The sequence below is a fragment of the Streptomyces sp. 8K308 genome (genome assembly GCF_004348315.1).
In the GTDB taxonomy this organism is placed as follows: Bacteria; Actinomycetota; Actinomycetes; order Streptomycetales; family Streptomycetaceae; genus Streptomyces.
Genome location: NZ_SMKC01000646.1, coordinates 1 through 1,135 on the forward strand (window position 1 = coordinate 1; position 1,135 = coordinate 1,135).

Consider the following 1,135-nt stretch of genomic DNA (forward strand, 5'->3'; position numbering starts at 1 on the left):
GTCCTGGTGGGCATGAAGGCCATGGCCCGTCCTCGGCGCGCACGGCAAGGCGCGCCGGCTGGCGTGGCGGGTAGCCGGGACAGGCAACCGCTTCATGCGTTCGATCACACCCGGGGGCAGGGGAGGCAGCTACACGGGCGCTGGCGGCCGGGTTGACGCGCGGGGAGCACTGAAGTGTCGACAGCCCGGATCGGCCTGTGTCACCTTCTCCGAACCGTGCACTCCTGGCTATCGGCGGTCTCCTTCGGTAATCCGTTCCAGGATTCTTGGGTGGTCAGCGAAATCCTCCGGGAGCTGTGTCGTGGAGTCGAGCCAGGCGGTGAGAACCTGCTCCATACTCACCGTGGCGTTGGTGAGGTCCGCGCCGGATAGGTCCGCGCTGGTGAGGTCCGCCTCGCTGAGGTTCGCCTCGGTGAGGTCCGCGTCGATCAGTAATGCGTTGGTGAGGTCCGCGTCGGACAGGTCCGCGCTGGTGAGGTCCGCCTCGCTGAGGTTCGCCTCGGTGAGGTCCGCGTCGATCAGTAATGCGTTGATGAGGTCCGCGTCGGACAGGTTCGCGCCGGTGAGGTTCGCGCCGGACAGGTTCGTGCCGGACAGTAATGCGTAGGTGAGGTTCGCCAAGGTGAGGTCCGTGTCGGCGAGTACGGCACGGCTCAGGTTCGCCTCGGACAGGACAGCGCCGTACAGGTGCGCTCCGGTGAGGTCTACGACGTAATCGGGGGCGTCGTGGGTGGTGTCGCGGGTGGTGAGGACGGTGAGGGCCGCGGCCACGTCGGCGGGCAGCGGAGCGGGTTCGTCGGATACCTCGGGATCGCGTGGGGGTTGGGGGGAGCTGGTGTGGTTGCGGATGTAGGCGTTCAGGACGTTGGTGATGGTGGGGTGGTCGCGACGGGAGTCGATCATGATGCGCTGGAGCGCGTAGATCCCGCCGAGGCGTACGTCGACGGCGTCGTCGCCGAGATTGGTGATCGCGGCGTTGTAGCGGTCGGTGATCTGCCCTTCCTGGGCGGTCAGCAGGTTGTCACGGTTGATGGCGAGTTCGTCGCGGACCTGACTGTTGGAGTACCAAAGCCCGACGACCGCGGCGAGCGAGGCCACGAGGACGGATATCAACTCGATCCGGCGAGCCCAGCCC

At 66.9% G+C, this 1,135-nt stretch carries 1 protein-coding gene; it reads right to left on the reverse strand.

Annotation, left to right across the window (positions count from 1 at the left end; all coding sequences use genetic code 11):
- Positions 1 to 228 precede the first annotated feature (228 nt).
- Positions 229 to 1,119 carry a pentapeptide repeat-containing protein gene (locus E1265_RS40535; protein WP_132935202.1) on the reverse strand — a complete coding sequence of 297 codons (891 nt, stop codon included), beginning with the start codon at positions 1,117 to 1,119 and terminating at the stop codon, positions 229 to 231.
- Positions 1,120 to 1,135 lie beyond the last annotated feature (16 nt).